Here is a 17,307-nt window from a genome sequence, read left to right as displayed (position 1 = left end):
TCAATTGTGCTATAGCTAAAGTAATTTAGGTTTACCGACAATCGTCATCACGCTGCTTGTTAGCGGGGTCTATGCTAAGAGATACCGCGAATGAATCGCGGTATGACGTTGCTAGTTTGAAGTTTAAAATTGGGAAATATTTATGTTAAAAGAAAAATACGGCTTTAAAGAAATTGAAGACAAATACAACATATTATGGGAAGGTAGTAAAGTTTATAAATGGAATGGTGAAAAGGATAACACTTTCACTATAGACACACCTCCACCAACAATATCGGGTAAATTGCATATCGGCCATATATTTAGCTATTGCCACACAGACTTTATTGCAAGGTTTCAGCGCATGCTGGGAAAAGATGTGTGTTATCCAATTGGGTTTGATGATAACGGGCTTCCTACCGAAAGATTGGTTGAGCAGACCTATAAAACCCGTGCAAAAGAAGTTGGCAGAGAAAAATTTATAGAGATGTGCCATGAGGTTATTGAAAAATCAAAGCAAGAATTTAAGGAACTATTTAAATCGGTAGGCATTAGTTATGACTGGAGTTTGGAATATCACATGATCAGCAAGGAAGCTGTGACACTTTCTCAAATGTCATTCATTGATCTATATAATAAGGGATATGCGTATAGAAAAATGCAGCCTATCCTTTGGGATCCGGTTGATAAAACCGCAATTGCGCAAGCAGAAATAGAAGATAAAGTTTTTGAGTCATCCTTAAATACGATAGTTTTCTCTACTCACGAAAATGAGCAGATCAATATTGCAACTACGCGACCTGAGTTACTTCCCGCATGTGTTGCAGTGTTTTGCCACCCAGAGGATGCGCGCTACACCCATCTTATTGGCAAAACAGCCGTGATACCGATAACAGAGACAAAAGTTCCAATAATAGCTGATGATAAGGTTAAAGTAGATAAAGGCACTGGGCTTGTTATGTGTTCTACATTCGGTGATGAGCTCGACCTATATTGGCAGCAAAAGCATAATCTGCCGATGAAAATTATCATCGATCAGGATGGGAGGATGAACCTGCAAGATATTCACTCCAGTGTCATTCCAACATACAATAAGGAAATAGAAGAATGGATCCCAGTGTCACGCACTGGGATGACAGGAGAAAGGGCTACTCAGATGACAAAAGAAGACGTCATTCCACCACACCCCGGCGTCATTCCAGCGCGTGACGCTGGAATCTACAATGAAATCAATGGATTGAAAGTTACAGCAGCAAGAAAGAGGATGATTGAAATCTTGAGTGGAAAAGGACTTTTGATAGAAAGCACTAGCATTTCTCATTCTGTTAAGTGCGCAGAAAGGTCTGGTGCATCACTTGAGATATTGCCTACTTATCAATGGTTTATCAAGACCTTAGAGCAAAAAGCTCAAGTATTAGATAAAGTAAAAGAATGCAATTGGCATCCAAGCAATATGCGTAAACGCATGGAAGTGTGGATAGAAGGGCTAAATTGGGACTGGTGCATTTCAAGACAGCGCTATTTTGGTGTGCCATTTCCAGCGTGGTATTCCAAACGTAAGGGAGAAGAAGGTAAAATTATTCTAGCTGAGATAAAGGACCTACCTATAGATCCACTCAAAGATTTGCCAAAAGGTTATAGCAAAGAAGAGGTTATTCCAGATCAAGATGTAATGGATACCTGGGCCACAAGTTCAATTACTCCTCAACTAAGTGCACTGGCAGTAAACAGTGAGTTTAGCTTACCAAATCATCGCTATAATACAATATTTCCTGCAGATCTGCGCAGCCAGAGCCATGAGATAATAAGAACTTGGGCTTTTTATACGATTTTGAAAGCACATTATCATGCAGATTCTTTACCTTGGAAAAACATTATGATCAGCGGTTGGTGTTTAGCCGATGATAAGAAAAAGATGAGTAAATCAAAAGGTAACATCATCACTCCTTATTTAATACTTGAAACTTATGGAGCTGATGTAGTACGCTATTGGGCAGCGAGCTCAAGGCTTGGAGTTGATACAGTCTACTCTGAAAATATATTTAAAATTGGCAAGCGCCTAGTTACAAAACTTTGGAACGCTAGCAAGTTTGTTTCCATGTTCATGGAAAAGCATCAAGTAATGAGCATAAATTCTGCTCACGAAACAATAGATAAGTGGATATTGTCTAAGTTATACAAAGTTATAGAAAGAGCAACGAATAACCTATTACAGTTTGAATACTGCAAAGCTTTGGGCGTAATAGAGGAATTTTTTTGGAAGGATTTTTGTGATAACTACTTGGAATTAGTAAAAAAACGCGCGTACGGAAGCAGTGAAGCAACCTTAAGTGCAAAACAAAGCTTGGCGTATGTGTTAAATGTTATTTTGCGGTTGTTTGCACCTTTTTTGCCTTACATTACAGAAGAGATATACCACCAGTTGTATAGTTATAATTCTGTACACAATCAAAGTAATTGGCCGAGCAAAGAAGAGCTTATCTACGATAAATATTCAGAGGAAATGGGAGACAATTGCATGCAGATATTAAACATTATTAGAAAGATAAAAGCAGATAATAATGTATCAGTTAAGCATTTGATAAAGAAATTAGTGATAAAAGCAGATCTACGAGAGGACAAATTGAATCAATCCGCGCAGAATGACCTACAAGCAGTTTGCAATGCGGAAATGATAGAGTGGATGCAGTCTGAGCTTGAAACTGAAGACGGGAAATACATAGTGAATATAGACTTATACTGATTTTTATAGCTTTATTTCCTTTGATATCCATGCTATTATAATCATTATTAGTTGTGAGGATGAGGGATTTGTATAGTAAAACCAATGCACCATATCTTATAGCTGGTGCTTTTGCTACTTTGGTATTGCTTGCATCTGGGACACTTGCTGTTGCTCCTTATGTTGCATTCTTATCTCCAATTGCAGCCTTTAATGTAGCTCTTCCTGTTGCCTTGAGTTTATCTATACTATCTACTTTGATACTCGCACTTTCATGCAAGATGATTAGTAATAATAAGAAAATAGAGGTTGAGAAAAATAAATTTGCTGAAAAAGAGCAAGAGTTAGAAAGCGTAAAACAACAATTTGAGAGTAAGGTACAAGAGTTAGAAAATAAAATAGCTTTAGGAAAAGAAGCTGCAAGCAAAGAAGTGGAGGAATTGAATAATCAACTAAATAGATTAACTCGAGAAAAGCAGGGTTTAGACGATAGAGTAAAAGAATTGAATAAGAAAGTAAGTCAGTTAGAATGTGAAAAGAAAAATTCTCTTCATTATACTGAAGAGTTACGTGATGAAAATACGAGACTAAATGAAAAAAAAGGTAATTTACAAGGTGAATTATGTGAGATGGAGAACAAACTGAGCAACTTAGAACATGAATACAATGACTTATCTTGTAAATTAAAAGAGAAGGTTTCTTCTCTAAATCATCAATTAACTATGTTAGAAAAAGAAAAGATACAATTAGAAACAGAATTAAGAAAAAAAGTAGAAGAATTAGTAGTGCAGTTAAGAAAAGAAAAAGGCGAAACTTCTTCTCTACAAACTGAATTAAAGAGTGCAAAGGAAAAGGAAGAAGAAATACTATCGACAAAAAAGTTAAGTGAACTAAAAAAAAAATGTACCAACTAGCTGTAGATTTAGAACAAAAAGAAAAACTATGCAAGGAATTAGAAGAGGAAAAAACTAAAAATCTTGATAAGATCGGAGAATTAAATAAACTTTTGGATCAAGAAAGAAAAAGAAATGAAAAGTTGCGCGATAATAACATTAAGTTGAAAAGTAGCGAAAAAGATTTGGATGACGAATGCAGTAAATTAAGAAGACGTAATTCTGATTTGGAAAGAAAAGTTAAACGTCTGCAAGCAGTAATTGGGCAGGAAGACAAGCCTAGTCATTCCATTTCTTCAGATATAAGCAGTGAACATTCATCAGAATTTGAAGGAACAGGTGAAAATAAGCTCGCTAATGGACTAACTTTCCCGAAACCACTTTTTCCTCGCACATTCACACCAAGAAGATATTCTAGAAAATCTCTATCTCCTAAAAAGGAAGATGAGGATGAGAATCAAGAAAATTCAGAGCAACTAAATCACGAAAATCCTAATACGAGTACCGACAGCCCTAATTTATCGCTTTTTAGAGATGCAACAAATAATTCCTATCACACCTTAACGATGTAAGTGCAGGGACCTCCACAGATAAGAGAATTTTAATAAATATATACAAGACTGCTGAAGTTTTGTTCATGAGGGGAGGGGAGTAATGAGCAATTTGTTTAACAAAGCTAACACATTTTATTTTGTAGCTAGTTCCTTAGCTACTCTTACGTTACTTACATCTTTAGCGCTTACTGTAACTTCTAATGTGCTTCTTCATCTAATTCTTGCTTTAGCTACATTATCTGTTTTGGTGCTTGCACTTTCGTATAAAATAATTAGTAATAATAAGAAACTGGAAGTTGAGAGAAATAAATTCGCTCAGAAAGAGCAAGAGTTAGAAAAGAAAATAACTCTAGGAAAGGAAGCTGAAGAAGCTGCAAACAAAGAAGTGGGAAAATTAAAGAATCAATCACATGAATTAACTCGAGAAAAGCAAAATTTAGACAAGAGAGCAAAAAAATTGGATCAGAAAGTAAATGAGTCAGAAGTTGAGAGAGAATCTCTTCTTAAAGAAAAAGAATCTTTAGAGAAAAGATTAGAAACAGCAAAGAATCGTACGTTTGAAATAGACAATGAATTGGACAAAACAAAAGAGGAAATAGATAAGCTTGTTGCACGAGAAGAAGAATTACATCTTAAAATCTCGCGTTTATGTGAACAGTTACAAGAAAAAGAAGAACGTATAACAGAATTGAAAGGGAAAATAGACAATAATCAATGCAAAGAATTAGAAAATAAAAAATTTAATGAGGAAGTAGAAAAATTACGTAAAGAAATAAGGGAGTTATACGAGAAAGAAGACAAATTTTATAAAGAAAGAGATATATTACGTAAGAAAGAAGACACACTTTATAAAGAAAGAGATATATTATATGAGGAAGAAAAAAAGTTGCATACAAAATTAGATGACCTAAAATGTGAAATCAGAAAAATCAATAAAGAAAAGGAAAATTTATCTCAAGAATTAAAAGAGAAATTTGAAGAGTTAGATGAAGCAAATGGTTTAATTGAAAATCAGTCTTTTGAGTTAGACGAGATAAGAAAAGATTATGATAATAAGGTAAAATGGTTACAAAATTCACTTCGGGAGCAAGCTACTAAAATAGAACAACTTGAAGAAGGTTTTTTGAAAGAGAAGAAAGAACAAGTAAATTTTATGCAACTGTTGATAAGCTGTATAACAGACCAAATAGAAGGACCAACAGGAGATAATGATGAAAAAGCAATATTAAACACGACTCAAATATTAAAGTTTGTGTTACAAAAAGAAATTGCACGACTTTTGTCAGACAAAACGCCTGCTTCTTCGCTGGAAGATCTTGTATATGCATCATTTCCAGGTGAAACATCTTTTCCTTTACATGCAGGAGATCCTGGATATGAGTCTGAGAAAGATTCTGGATATGGATTACCTAACAGTTGTTTATCCACCCCGACTATTACCAATTCCACTGTGAGCAGAGCGTTGTAAACGCAGTCAATTCCGGAATTTAGAACTTGAAAATACAACAATTAGTCTTATTATAAAAAAAATTGTACAAGATAATGAACCCAATAATATGCGCACTGGATACACAAGACTTAAATAAGGCTATTTCTCTAGCTAATACTCTGCGTGGTAAAGTTGGCATGGTAAAGCTGGGATTAGAATTTTTTGCTGCTCATGGTCTCTCTGGAGTGCAAGAAGTTGCAAAATGCAATGTACCAATTTTTTTAGATCTGAAATTGCATGACATTCCAAACACTGTAGCTAAAACAGTTGAAGTAATAAAAGTTCTGAGCATTGAAATGTTAACTCTGCACATTAGCGGTGGAACAAAAATGCTTGAAGAAGCGCTAAGTGTGGTGCAAGGTACAAAAATAAAGCTGATTGGAGTAACAATGCTAACTAGTATGAACAATGAGGATTTAAACGAGCTTGGAGTAGCAAGAGAGGTAAAATCACAGGTAATTTTGCTTGCAAAGCTTGCAAAAAAGATTGGACTCCATGGAATAGTCTGTTCTGCATTGGAAGCTCAAGAAGTGCGCCGAGAATGCGGTGAAGACTTGAAAATTATTACTCCAGGAATTCGTATAGATCCAGGTCATGACGACCAAAAAAGAACAGCAACACCAAGAGAAGCAATAAATTTAGGAGCTGATTATATCGTCATTGGCAGACCCATTACAAAAACTGCAAGTAGTACAGAATTAATATTGAAATCCCTTACTAATTGAAGCAGATAAAAAAAAGTGCTTGACACAAAAAAACGAACGTTATATAGTGTTATTATCTTTTATTTTATCTCGCCTAATTTAATTACTGAATTAAGCTTACAGTACTAAGCGTGGTACAAAGTGCCACGCTATTTTCCTGTTTACATTTTCAACAGATAAAAAATGATGCCATTCCAGCGCGTGGCGTTGGAACCCAGTTTTCCATCCAAGACGGTGTCATCCGAGTAGTCCCTTCGGTGTCATTCCAATCTGGAATCCAGCTTTCCATATCAAAAATGTTTATTTTCCAGCTACTTTTATACTTATTAATTAGTGTGCTTTCTTATAATTAAAATTCCTGGATTCCAGACTGGAATGACATCATCTGTTGTGTGGCACCTTAACAAAAACAAATGTTCGTATAGTTATACCATTTGCTGTCTTCAAATTACAACATAGTTGCCTGCAGAATTCAAAAGAAGTCTAATGCTAACTAATTTTCCATTTTCATTTTCAAAGGAGGCTATTATGTCACTTACCGATATCGCTCACCGTATTAATGAACTCGCTTCATCATGGGAGCAATTTAAATTAATAAATGATCGTAAATTGAAAGAAATTGAGAGCAAAGGGCGTGCTGATTCTGCAGCGATTGAGCAGCTATGCAAGGTAAATAATGCCATTGATAGTTGCAAAGAGCGTTTAGACTTGATCGAAACTGCAGCTCAACGTCCAGAAGTAAATACAGATTTTAGCACAAGCGATAAATATTTTTCTGATTATATCCGCAAGGGAATAGAAAGCGGTTTATCACACAAAACCCTCAGTGGAGATGATAATAGACCTGCTGCGAATCAAGCAATAAAAAGAAGGAAAGGAGGGTGACTAAAATCAAGGTTAACTAAAAGGCGTGCTTAAGATTCACAATACCAGCAATAATATTGAACCTCAGGTTGTATTTTTTCTGAAAATTGCGGTAAACATGAGACATAATCTTAAATATCTTTATCTCACGGATCTTATTTTCTACTCTCATTCTAAATAATGCTAATCTTCTATTATGCTCTTTCTGCTCTGGAGTTAATGGCTTTTTACGATACTTTTTATATGGAATTATAACATTGCTTTGCAATTTTTGCCAACCTTGATATCCAGAATCGGCATATTTTATGCTATCGATTGGTAAATATTTTTCTTGTTTCCTTATGCGAAAATCATTAATTCTACCACGATATGACTTTGACACTGATAAAATTCTTCCACCTTCTTCGATAACAATCTCAGTTTTCATAGTGTTGGTTCTTTTTTTTCCTGAATATGATTTCTTCCGTTTTTTACTATCTTCTGGTCTCTGTATTTGCTGTTCTGTAACATCAGCCAGAATCTTCAGTATTTTTTCTGGTGTCATACTTCTATCTTTTGTTATAGTAACTTTTTTGGCAAGTAATGGCTCTATTTTCTTCAGTAACCTAAATACATTTGCGTTGTGCACATTGAACAGGTACCCTAAAAATCTATGTGTTATGTAAGTGCGATAGTACAAAATTACGCAAAATAACTTATCTTCTAGAGTTGGTAGTTGTGATCTTCTACCATGGCACTTTTTCTGTTTTTCAAGTCTTTCCCACCCAGACCTAACTTTTTCCACTACCTTTTCGAACTCCTCTATAGTTAAACCTGTTATATTACGAAAGTTTCTTGGGTGTTTCTTCATGTTATAGTAACTAAAGCTCATTTTTTTACCTTACTCAATCTGCTTATTCTTCTTCTACTTCTCTCACATTATTTTTTCAATCACCTTTTGCAGCAGGTCTAATGATATCGGAGGGTATCTAGTTACTCCGCTATTGTAAAACGCATAAACAAGCGCGTAACTGATTCGTCCCCAATGCGACAAATATGCTTCAGTCAAAGAATTTCTACTGAAACATTGGATTACATTATAGAAGATTTTGACCGTGCCGGTGCAGGTTGGAGCAGTGAAACAGTAGATGATGAGGACGATGGCAATAAATCTAAGTATGATTTTGCAAAAGATACGGACACGCCTAAAATCCAAAAGATTTCTATCACGACTTACGAGTTATATGCTCAACCACAGATATCATAAAAGTTACTCGATGATGCGTTTGTCGATGTTGAGAGTTGGCTGGTAGAAAAGATTGCCGAGACTTTTAGTAAGGAAGAAAGCGAAGCCTTCATTAAGGGTGAGGGTACTTTTCAACCCAAAGGAATTTTAACTTATGAAAATGGAAACAGTTATAATAAAATAGAGCAAGTTAAAACTGAAAAATTAGATAGTGATTCAATAATGATGTTGTATTACTCTCTGGACGAATATTATTCCAAAAATGCGTCATTTTTGATTAACAGGAGTACGTTGAAGAACATTAGGCTGCTAAAATCTCAAGAGGGCCAATATCTCTGGCAACCAAGTTTGTCGCTTGAAGCTCCAGATACCTTAATGGGAATACTAGTATATCAATCTGCCGATATGCCACCGGTGCCAAACAATCAGCTACCGGTAATTGCGATTGCAGATTTCAAACAAGCTTATAAGATTGTAGATAACAGAGGAATGAGAATATTACGAGACCCTTATACGAATAAACCTTATGTGAGGTTTTTTGTCACTAAGCGTGTCGGCGGAGAGGTTGTAAACACCAGTGCTATTAAATTGTTGAAAGTTGCGAGCAAGTACTAAAAACTTCCGCAGCACCAGCTTCAAAACCTTTTTTAAGTGGATTGCTGATCATACAGGAATTTCATGGATTGCAAGAAAAATTTCATCAGGTTGGAAGTGGTTGTTTGGTGGTAAAGCAAATGCTACTCAACAAAATACATCACAGCAAGAGAAGTCTTCAGGCAATGAGAGACAGGAACCTGCTCAAGCACAATCAAAAGGTACTACAACACCAAAAACTCTAGATGATGAAGTTAATCCTGATCAATCAATACCACCAGCAGCGCCAGATGAACCTCAAGGACCTGTAATTAATACATCTGAAACAGATGCTAAGGAGCTACCAGAAAATTTTCCGACACCTAATCCCAAAAATGCTGATAGTGATGTACTAAAAGAAGCATCAAATGAAAACTACCTTAAAGTTGGTGGTAAAGGTTTGTTATTAGTTCTAACTTCAGAACAGTTTGCAAAATGCAAGGATTATAAAGATAGTCAAAGTACAAGTCCAGGTGGACTTCTTATGTATATAAAGTGTGGTGAAAATGAATATCGCATTACTGGTACTAATAATGATAATCTTCCTAATACTATATGTATAAAATCAATACTAAAGAAAAGTAAAGATGGTAAGTATGCAAATGGCAATATAGTGCTTGTTGAAGAAGAGATTAAGCATGTGAAAAAAATGTAAGGTGCGCCAAGAAGTGCGTAAGGAACAGTTGGTGAAAATCTAACTCAGGTAAAGCCTAGCCAGCAATCTGGAACGAACTATTATGCTACGTAAGGTAACAAGTGTAGTAGGGCTAATAGAACGGACAATATAGGATGCAACGAAAGTAAAGGTATTGAGTCCCGAAATTTTTGACGATATGGAGGTTGACGCTCTCTTGCAGGCGGAAGACAAAATAAGTGATAACGAAAAGGCAAGATATCACTTGCTCCATCGGGATCTAAGGCCGTGTCATGTGTTGAGATGGAACTTACGTGAACTTGGGAGATCCTTTGTATTCCCAATAGGGTACTCTAGAACAAGTCAATAAAGGCGAGGACTGGGGAAAGATACGAAGGAAGTCGGACTAACTGATAGTACTCAGAGTGTGGGAAAGCCACATACAAGGGGAAGCGGTTAGCAATATAGTAACTGGTATAAGGATTGCTATACAAATACAACAGAGATTGGAGGAATATGCAAGGAAAACTAGACCAGATAGTAGAAAGAGCGAAGCGAGATAAACGATTGAAATTCACATCGTTAGTGCATCTGATAAATGCAGAGAATCTTGCAGAGTGCTATAAGGAACTAAAACGAAACAAGGCTTGCGGTATAGACCAGGTAACAGTGGAAACTTACGGAGAAAATCTTGAAGAGAAGCTTAGAACTCTAGTGGATAGCATGAAGAAAAAGCAGTATCAACCGCAACCGGTGAAAAGGGTATATATACCAAAAACTGGGAGCAAAGAGAAACGCGGGCTCGGAATACCATCAACAGAAGATAAGTTGGTACAGATAATGTTAAAGAAGATACTAGAAAGTATTTATGAAACAAATTTTCTGGACAACTCTTATGGATTTCAACCAGGAAGAAGCTGTCATCAAGCGGTCAAAACACTGAATAAAGCAGTTATGGACAAACCAATTAATTACATTGTAGAAGTGGATATCAAGAAGTTCTATGATAATATTCAGCATAAATGGCTAATGAGATGTCTGAGAGAGAGGATAACAGACCCCAACTTATTGTGGTTAGTAAAACGGTTTCTCAAGGCAGGAATAGTTGAAGCTGGACATTATGAAGCAACCGAACAAGGTACACCACAAGGCGGTATAGTAAGCCCAATATTAGCTAAAATATACCTACATTATGTATTGGATTTGTGGTTTGAAAAGAAATTTAAACCTAGATCCAGAGTGAGTATGCAGCTAATAAGGTTTTGCGACGATTTTGTAGTGTGCTGCGAAAAGGAAGAAGATGCGAAAGAGTTCTTGGAATTGCTGAAACAAAGATTAAGAAAATTTGGATTGGAAATATCTGAAAACAAAACAAGAATAGTAAAGTTTGGCAAGAGAGAATGGTATCAAGCAGAAAGAGAGAAACGAAGAAAGAATAGCTTCAAATTTCTTGGATTTACCCATTATTGTGGAAAGAGTCGTAATGGTAGACTAATGATAAAACAGAAAACTGTAAAAACAAGTCTAGCCAGAAAGATTAAAGAAATCAAAGAATGGATGAAGAGAATTCGAAATCACGATCGTCTTAAAGAATGGTGGCAGAAACTCAAAACTAAACTAACAGGACACTATAGCTATTTCGGAATTAGCGGAAATTATCGATGTTTAAGTCAATTCTATCGATCGATAACAAGGCTAGCATTTAAGTGGATAAACCGACGTAGTCAAAAGAGAAGTATGAAGTGGGAGCAATTCAACCATTACTTACTAGTCAATCCACTACCAAAGCCAAAAATACACTATTCTTTATATACATGAGAGCGAATGCTATGAATGCTATTATTGTGGAGCCGTGTGCGGGAAAGCTGCATGCAAGGTTCTTGTGGGGAAGTTATAAGAACAAAACTCAAACAAGAGGTATAGGACTATGACTTCTACCGAACAATTAAATAATGATGGAGTGGTTAAAGTAGATAGTATATCTAACAGGGCATTCGAAGCTCCAACGTTGGAACAACCTAAGCCTAATACTACTGGTAATAACGTAACACAACAAACGGTTAACAATGAGGGAGTGGCTACTGAACCAAAGAAGTTTTTTGATGCAGAAGATGATGGAGTTACACAACCAAGATCATTAACTACTGACCCAGCAGTAGAACAATCAACTCCTGTCTCCTTGTCTAAAGCTCCTACTAATGGTACGCTACCAAAAGTAGTAAGTCCTAGTGAAATTAAAAATGGTAGCAACAATGGTGTTGTTGTGCTGTATCAAATGCCACATGATGAAAGGAGACTGAGCACTTCTCGAGAATTATACGACTATTTGCTAAGAGCAAGTTTGGTAAAAGAAATGCTGTTTTGCAAGGTGGTACCGAACTCATTATTTACTCAACCAATAGCAGAACAAGCTACTGGTACTGATCTATTAGTTAATGCATAATCATTGTAGAAACCCTTCAAAAGGAGCACCTCTTTAGGTGCTCTTTTTTTCTTTCTTATACACACAAAAATCATATAGAATTGTAAACACAGTTTTTTATTCTGATGCTTTTCAATTCTATAGCTCTGGTTGTTTCTCTATTACTATTTTTCTACATTATCGTAAAAAAACTGAGCGAAAAGAAAGCAAACCTTGAGGGTAATTTATGTAAATTAGAGCAAGAACTTCAAGAAAAAAAGCAAAGTTTGCTTACAAAGAATGAAGAAATAGTTGATTTAAGGGTCAAAAGAGCAGAACTTGAAGTAACTCTGCAAAAAGAACGTGAGGAAAAGAAAAAGGAAATAGAATTACTAACAAAAGCAGAGGAGAGATTAACAAACACTTTTAAAGTGCTCTCTCTTGATGCTTTGCAGACAAATAACAATAATTTTCTGAACTTAGCGAAGGAAGTAATCGATAGTAAATTAAAAGAAACGGAAAGTGATTTCAAAAAAAGACAAGCAACGATCAACGAAGTTGTAACTCCAATAAAAGAAAAATTAGAAAAATTCGATAATGAAATACGTGAGCTGGAAAAAGAGAGGGTAGGGGCCTATGAAGGTTTAAAGGAGCAAATTGGAGCGCTGATGAACCAAACTTCTAGCCTTGCTAATGCCTTGAGAAAGCCCCACATTAGAGGAAAATGGGGTGAAATGCAGTTAAAGAGAGTGGTAGAAATGGCGGGAATGATTGAATATTGCGATTTTTTTACTCAGCCGTCAGTGGTTGATAAAAACGAGGATAATTTATTGCGTCCTGATTTAATAATCAAGATGCCATCTGGAAAGCAAATAATAATAGATGCTAAAGTGCCGCTTGATTCTTACATGGATGCTATATCACAAAATGATTTGCAAATACAAAAGGAGAAATTAAAGAATCATTCCCTGGCAATAAAAAAACACATAAATGACTTGGGTAAAAAGGAGTATTGGAATCAATTTGAAAATACGCCAGAACTTGTGGTGCTTTTCTTAACAGGGGAGGGGGTTTTTAGCGCAGCACTGGAATATGAGCCTGCTTTGATAGAGATTGGAGTGGAAAAAAAAGTGATCATTGCAACACCGATCACTCTAATTGCGTTGCTGAGAGCAATAGCATATGGATGGAAGCAAGAGATGATAGCTGAAAATGCAAAGAAAATCAGTGAACTAGGTCATATTTTATATGAGCGCATTTGCACAATGGGCGAAAACTTTGATAATTTGCGCAGGAGCTTAAAAAGTGCTGTCGATCATTATAATAAAACTGCTGGTTCGCTTGAAGCAAGGGTGTTTCCTGCTGCCCGAGAATTCAATAAGCTTGGTATACATGCAAAAAATAAAAGTTTAAGTGCTGCAAAGGAATTAGAGTCCTTACCGCGCAGTTTACATACTGGGGAATTGAAAGTAGATTAGACTTCTATTGCACTAGCAAACAAAGAAAGTATTGTTTGTGGCGGAAAATTATTACTTAAATATTTCTCACTCAAGTTTCACTTTAGATCTATAGCTAGTGCAAGTCAGTACGTCATACCGCGGCGGTATCTCTATAGCTAACCCAAGAAAGGTTTCCCTACGTCATACCGCGATTCATTCGCGGTATCTCATCCGCTAACTAGTAGCGGAATGACGAATTTGTTGTTTTTCAAATTGTAGGTAAACCTAAGCCACTTTAGCTATAGATCCGGCTAACAAGCAGCGGGATGACGGTTGTCGGTAAATTTAAGTCAGTTTAGCTATACCATGCTGAACGACAGATACGGCATACGGATACATTTTTTAAAGTAGCCAGGCTACTTTGATGACAGAAATTTAATGATCCAGGATATACTCCTTTGTTAAGGGAGATAGAGCATTTTCGAATATTTCTTGAGTGCTTCCAGACTCAACAATTCTGCCATTATGAAAGAAAATTACACTATCAGATAACTTTTTAGCTTGCTTCATTGAATGAGTTACCATAATTATAGTAAACCTTAATTTCAGCTCTTGTATAAGATTTTCGATTGCATTGGTTGCCATTGGATCAAGAGCGGAGCACGGTTCATCCATTAATAAAATAGTTGGCTTCACTGCAATTGCGCGAGCGATGCATAGCCTCTGTTGTTGGCCACCGGATAAATCGAGTGCACTATCTTGCAATCTGTCTTTTAATTCTTCCCATAAGCCAACTTTAGTTAAACTATTTTCCACCATCTCATTCAATTTTTGCTTATCCTTCACCATACCATGCAGTTTTGGCCCATAAGCAACATTGTCATATATTGATTTTGGAAAAGGATTTGGCTTTTGAAATACCATGCCAACTTTTGCTCTGAGTAGCACAACATCCATATCGCGTGAATATATATCACCCAGCCCATCGATATCTAATTCACCAACAGTTTTGCATCCAGGTACATAGTCATTCATACGATTAAAACAACGCAAAAATGTTGATTTACCGCACCCGGATGGTCCGATAAAAGTAGTAACTTTTCTTTTATAAATATTCAAATTTATATCGAATAAAACTTGCTTAGAGCCATACCAGAGATTTAAATCTTTAACAGAGGCACGTGTATTGCTCATATCACATCCTGCATTGAATAGAGCCCCGGAATTTCTCTTTTATTTTCATATAGCCATACTGCTGCTTGAACAGCTCCTCTAGCAAATGTTGTGCGATCAATTGCTTTGTGGTTTAGTTCTATCCGTTCATCAGAATTAACAAACATCACGCTGTGATCTCCTATTACTCCACCTCCACGAGATACTGCAAAACCTATTCCCCCCTTTTTTCTTATGTTTGAATCACTATGTGAATATTGATTGGACTGAAAATCCACTTTTGAAGCGTTAGCAATTTTTTTGCCAAGTTCTATAGCTGTTCCAGATGGTGAATCCTTTTTTAAGTTATGATGCATTTCCCAAATCTCAACGTCATATTCATTACCTAAAAGCTCAGCAGCTTTTTTTACCAATTTCAGCAACACATTAACCCCAACACTCATATTTGCTGACCATAATATTGGAACTTCAGCAGCATACTCTTTTAAATCGACACCTTCTATTCCAGTTGTGCCACTAACTAGCGGTGTTTTAAATTTTACAGCTGCTTTAAGGCAGTCTAACATACATTCTTTAGTTGTAAAATCTATTACAACGTCAGATGACTCAAATATGCCACTAATAGAACTTGTAACTTCAATTCCTAGATTGGAACCGCAGCCTATAATTGGTCCAATATCTAAGCCTATGTACTTACCGCCTGAACGGGCAACAGCACCTGCTATTTCCACTTCGGCATTTGTAATTAATTCATTGAGTATTTTCTTGCCCATTCTGCCTAAGCAGCCTATTACTCCAACTCTGATTTTCATAAAGCTTTTTGTGTTATATTAGGCCTTTTTTTAAGCTCTGTCACTTCTGATCTATATTCTATAGCTGACCCAAGCAACATGTCATGCAGTTGCGGATAGATTCCGCTAACTAGTAGCGGAATGACGATTGTCGGTGAACCTAAAGACCTGCTGAGAATCAAGCAATAAAAAGAAGGAAAGGAGGGTGACTAAAATCAAGGTTAACTAAAAGGCGTGCTTAAGATTCACAATACCAGCAATAATATTGAACCTCAGGTCGTATTTTTTCTGAAAATTGCGGTAAATATGAGACATAATCTTAAATATCTTTATCTCACGGATCTTATTTTCTACTCTCATTCTAAATGATGCTAATCTTCTATTATGCTCTTTCTGCTCTGGAGTTAATGGCTTTTTACGATACTTTTTATATGGAATTATAACATTGCTTTGCAATTTTTGCCAACCTTGATATCCAGAATCGGCATATTTTATGCTATCGATTGGTAAATATTTTTCTTGTTTCCTTATGCGAAAATCATTAATTCTACCACGATATGAATTTGACACTGATAAAATTCTTCCACCTTCTTCGATAACAATCTCAGTTTTCATAGTGTTGGTTCTTTTTTTTCCTGAATATGATTTCTTCCGTTTTTTACTATCTTCTGGTCTCTGTATTTGCTGTTCTGTAACATCAGCCAGAATCTTCAGTATTTTTTCTGGTGTCATACTTCTATCTTTTGTTATAGTAACTTTTTTGGCAAGTAATGGCTCTATTTTCTTCAGTAACCTAAATACATTTGCGTTGTGAACATTGAACAGGCACCCTAAAAATCTATGTGTTATGTAAGTGCGATAGTACAAAATTACGCAAAATAACTTATCTTCTAGAGTTGGTAGTTGTGATCTTCTACCATGGCACTTTTTCTGTTTTTCAAGTCTTTCCCACCCAGACCTCACTTTTTCCACTACCTTTTCGAACTCCTCTATAGTTAAACCTGTTATATTACGAAAGTTTCTTGGGTGTTTCTTCATGTTATAGTAACTAAAGCTCATTTTTTTACCTTACTCAATCTGCTTATTCTTCTTCTACTTCTCTCACATTATTTTTTCAATCACCTTTTGCAGCAGGTCTTATGAAGCAAATGTTGCCTTGAATGATAAGCCCATAGCTACTTTACCAAAAATAGGTTACTACATGCTCGATGATCAATTGATTATGCGTAATCATGTTACACAAGAGAAGGTAGTTATCCCAAGAGATTTTCACTATTTAAAAGTTATTAAATTTAATGATGATTATAAATTAACGTTTTATAATTTTTTAGGTAATGAATTCTTTGAATACAAAAAATACGATCCCCAGTATTCGAACGTTTCAGATGAATATAAATTCATCAGTTTAAATTGTGCGAAAAAAGAATGTAATCCGAATCTTTGGGAATTATTTAGTCATCGACCATCGTTTTTTATTACAGAAGAATCTCCTGAACCAGGCTCTCCAGGTCACTATTCAGTTGCCGTGTTCGAATTCATAAGTGGTAAAAAAGGTAGGAAAATGGCTACATTAATTGATGAATTTGGCTCTTTCAATAAAGAGGGTAAGTTTCAGTATTGTGATTACCATACAAAAGCAGAGTATGGTGTTTATGATTCTTCTGAGATTAATCTAAAAGAAATGTATAAATGGACAGATGCAAATAGCGAATTTTGTTTTGCAGAAGATGACAATATAACTCTTCATACTATTCCAGAGTTATTGTAATTATACGCACCAAATTAGGAAAGAATGAAGTGAAAAAG

The 17,307-nt window shown here is 35.8% G+C and carries 15 protein-coding genes and 2 pseudogenes; 12 read left to right on the top strand and 5 right to left on the bottom strand.

Translation table 11 applies throughout. The annotated features are described in order from the left end of the window. Window positions 1-142 precede the first annotated feature (142 nt). The 6 genes and pseudogenes from AAGD69_RS04030 to AAGD69_RS04005 form a co-directional block, all read left to right on the top strand. Complete coding sequence (locus AAGD69_RS04030) at window positions 143-2,722, top strand: valine--tRNA ligase (RefSeq protein WP_341811727.1); 2,580 nt, start codon at window positions 143-145, stop codon at window positions 2,720-2,722. A gap of 68 nt (window positions 2,723-2,790) precedes the next feature. After that, window positions 2,791-3,615 (top strand): hypothetical protein, encoded by an 825-nt coding sequence (locus tag AAGD69_RS04025; RefSeq protein ID WP_341811726.1) that lies wholly within the window; start codon window positions 2,791-2,793, stop codon window positions 3,613-3,615. Then, the gene (locus AAGD69_RS04020; RefSeq protein WP_341811725.1) at window positions 3,603-4,166 is read left to right on the top strand and encodes a hypothetical protein; all 564 of its coding nucleotides are present in this window, start codon (window positions 3,603-3,605) and stop codon (window positions 4,164-4,166) included. The genes AAGD69_RS04025 and AAGD69_RS04020 overlap by 13 nt, the downstream gene beginning before the upstream one ends. Before the next feature lie 184 nt (window positions 4,167-4,350). Beyond that, window positions 4,351-5,616: a hypothetical protein gene (locus tag AAGD69_RS04015; RefSeq protein WP_341811724.1), complete on the top strand. Its 1,266-nt coding sequence runs from the start codon at window positions 4,351-4,353 to the stop codon at window positions 5,614-5,616. A 74-nt stretch (window positions 5,617-5,690) separates the two neighbouring features. Continuing rightward, window positions 5,691-6,362: an orotidine-5'-phosphate decarboxylase gene (gene pyrF, locus AAGD69_RS04010; RefSeq protein ID WP_341811723.1), complete on the top strand. Its 672-nt coding sequence runs from the start codon at window positions 5,691-5,693 to the stop codon at window positions 6,360-6,362. 507 nt (window positions 6,363-6,869) lie between these two features. After that, window positions 6,870-7,181: pseudogene (locus AAGD69_RS04005) on the top strand (phage major capsid protein); the annotation flags it as partial. Window positions 7,182-7,242: 61 nt separating this feature from the next. Here the strand turns inward: AAGD69_RS04005 and AAGD69_RS04000 are convergent. Continuing rightward, on the bottom strand, window positions 7,243-8,055 hold the full coding sequence (locus tag AAGD69_RS04000; protein ID WP_410529813.1) for a transposase family protein: 813 nt from the start codon (window positions 8,053-8,055) through the stop codon (window positions 7,243-7,245). 174 nt (window positions 8,056-8,229) lie between these two features. Between AAGD69_RS04000 and AAGD69_RS03995 the strand changes: the two are divergent. From AAGD69_RS03995 to rmuC, 5 genes and pseudogenes are all read left to right on the top strand, one after another. Continuing rightward, window positions 8,230-9,045 (top strand): annotated as a pseudogene (locus tag AAGD69_RS03995) (phage major capsid protein). 100 nt (window positions 9,046-9,145) lie between these two features. Continuing rightward, the gene (locus AAGD69_RS03990) at window positions 9,146-9,718 is read left to right on the top strand and encodes a hypothetical protein (RefSeq protein WP_341811721.1); all 573 of its coding nucleotides are present in this window, start codon (window positions 9,146-9,148) and stop codon (window positions 9,716-9,718) included. A gap of 495 nt (window positions 9,719-10,213) precedes the next feature. Further along, window positions 10,214-11,515 (top strand): group II intron reverse transcriptase/maturase, encoded by a 1,302-nt coding sequence (gene ltrA, locus AAGD69_RS03985; RefSeq protein ID WP_341811720.1) that lies wholly within the window; start codon window positions 10,214-10,216, stop codon window positions 11,513-11,515. A 109-nt stretch (window positions 11,516-11,624) separates the two neighbouring features. Beyond that, the gene (locus AAGD69_RS03980) at window positions 11,625-12,140 is read left to right on the top strand and encodes a hypothetical protein (protein WP_341811719.1); all 516 of its coding nucleotides are present in this window, start codon (window positions 11,625-11,627) and stop codon (window positions 12,138-12,140) included. Window positions 12,141-12,244: 104 nt separating this feature from the next. After that, the gene (gene rmuC, locus AAGD69_RS03975) at window positions 12,245-13,576 is read left to right on the top strand and encodes a DNA recombination protein RmuC (RefSeq protein WP_341811718.1); all 1,332 of its coding nucleotides are present in this window, start codon (window positions 12,245-12,247) and stop codon (window positions 13,574-13,576) included. Between the two features lie 396 nt (window positions 13,577-13,972). Here the strand turns inward: rmuC and pstB are convergent, their stop codons facing one another. The 4 genes from pstB to AAGD69_RS03955 are packed head-to-tail and all read right to left on the bottom strand — an operon-like array spanning window position 13,973 to window position 16,539. Next, window positions 13,973-14,731: a phosphate ABC transporter ATP-binding protein PstB gene (pstB, locus tag AAGD69_RS03970; protein WP_341811717.1), complete on the bottom strand. Its 759-nt coding sequence runs from the start codon at window positions 14,729-14,731 to the stop codon at window positions 13,973-13,975. Then, window positions 14,728-15,522, bottom strand: a complete 795-nt coding sequence (gene dapB, locus AAGD69_RS03965; protein ID WP_341811716.1) for a 4-hydroxy-tetrahydrodipicolinate reductase — start codon at window positions 15,520-15,522, stop codon at window positions 14,728-14,730. The genes pstB and dapB overlap by 4 nt, the downstream gene beginning before the upstream one ends. Next, window positions 15,519-15,683: a hypothetical protein gene (locus tag AAGD69_RS03960; protein ID WP_341811715.1), complete on the bottom strand. Its 165-nt coding sequence runs from the start codon at window positions 15,681-15,683 to the stop codon at window positions 15,519-15,521. The genes dapB and AAGD69_RS03960 overlap by 4 nt, the downstream gene beginning before the upstream one ends. A 43-nt stretch (window positions 15,684-15,726) precedes the next feature. Next, entirely contained in the window at window positions 15,727-16,539 is an 813-nt protein-coding gene (locus AAGD69_RS03955) for a transposase family protein (RefSeq protein ID WP_410529809.1), read from the bottom strand. 163 nt (window positions 16,540-16,702) lie between these two features. Between AAGD69_RS03955 and AAGD69_RS03950 the strand changes: the two genes are divergently transcribed. Then, window positions 16,703-17,269, top strand: coding sequence for a hypothetical protein (locus tag AAGD69_RS03950; protein WP_341811714.1), 567 nt, complete (start codon window positions 16,703-16,705; stop codon window positions 17,267-17,269). Window positions 17,270-17,307: the final 38 nt, after the last annotated feature.

Origin of the sequence: Wolbachia endosymbiont (group A) of Conops quadrifasciatus, from assembly GCF_964027015.1 — a bacterium.
Lineage (GTDB): Bacteria > Pseudomonadota > Alphaproteobacteria > Rickettsiales > Anaplasmataceae > Wolbachia.
Note: the sequence above shows the minus strand (reverse complement) of the source record. Positions and strands in the feature narration are given on the sequence as shown.

Bases quoted from the DNA above. Each gene is read 5' to 3' on its own strand.
- rmuC (WP_341811718.1), top strand. From the start codon at position 12,245: ATGCTTTTCAATTCTATAGCTCTGGTTGTTTCTCTATTACTATTTTTC.
- AAGD69_RS03950 (WP_341811714.1), top strand. From the start codon at position 16,703: ATGCTCGATGATCAATTGATTATGCGTAATCATGTTACACAAGAGAAG.
- pstB (WP_341811717.1), bottom strand. From the start codon at position 14,731: ATGAGCAATACACGTGCCTCTGTTAAAGATTTAAATCTCTGGTATGGC.
- AAGD69_RS04030 (WP_341811727.1), top strand. From the start codon at position 143: ATGTTAAAAGAAAAATACGGCTTTAAAGAAATTGAAGACAAATACAAC.
- AAGD69_RS03955 (WP_410529809.1), bottom strand. From the start codon at position 16,539: ATGAAGAAACACCCAAGAAACTTTCGTAATATAACAGGTTTAACTATA.
- AAGD69_RS04000 (WP_410529813.1), bottom strand. From the start codon at position 8,055: ATGAAGAAACACCCAAGAAACTTTCGTAATATAACAGGTTTAACTATA.
- ltrA (WP_341811720.1), top strand. From the start codon at position 10,214: ATGCAAGGAAAACTAGACCAGATAGTAGAAAGAGCGAAGCGAGATAAA.
- pyrF (WP_341811723.1), top strand. From the start codon at position 5,691: ATGAACCCAATAATATGCGCACTGGATACACAAGACTTAAATAAGGCT.
- AAGD69_RS03980 (WP_341811719.1), top strand. From the start codon at position 11,625: ATGACTTCTACCGAACAATTAAATAATGATGGAGTGGTTAAAGTAGAT.
- dapB (WP_341811716.1), bottom strand. From the start codon at position 15,522: ATGAAAATCAGAGTTGGAGTAATAGGCTGCTTAGGCAGAATGGGCAAG.
- AAGD69_RS04020 (WP_341811725.1), top strand. From the start codon at position 3,603: ATGTACCAACTAGCTGTAGATTTAGAACAAAAAGAAAAACTATGCAAG.